The organism is Pseudoalteromonas sp. CR1 (assembly GCF_019392235.1).
Lineage (GTDB): Bacteria > Pseudomonadota > Gammaproteobacteria > Enterobacterales > Alteromonadaceae > Pseudoalteromonas.
Map to the genome: position 1 here is coordinate 1 of NZ_JAHXRM010000119.1, position 299 is coordinate 299.

At 53.8% G+C, this 299-nt stretch carries 1 pseudogene; it reads right to left on the reverse strand.

Going from position 1 to position 299, the window contains the following annotated elements:
* Window positions 1–139: 139 nt before the first annotated feature.
* A pseudogene (locus KZZ04_RS18725) lies at window positions 140–299 on the reverse strand (YqaJ viral recombinase family protein); the annotation flags it as partial.

The following is a 299-nucleotide window of genomic DNA, read 5'->3' on the forward strand; positions in this document are numbered from 1 at the left end:
CTAGGGCCTCGCAGACCCATCACGGGTCCAGATCCCGGTCTTTTCGCAGATATAACGGGCATCAGTAAAGTCCAGCTCCTGCTGGCGGATGACGCAGGCATTATGCTCGCAGTGTTAAAAAGCGCTGGAGCTCGAATTGGGAGGTAAACGGGTATTTCAGTTCAAGGCCGTTGCCGTCACTGCATAAACCATCGGGAGAGCAGGCGGTACGCATACTTTCGTCGCGATAGATGATCGGGGATTCAGTAACATTCACGCCGGAAGTGAATTCAAACAGGGTTCTGGCTCGACTGCAGAGG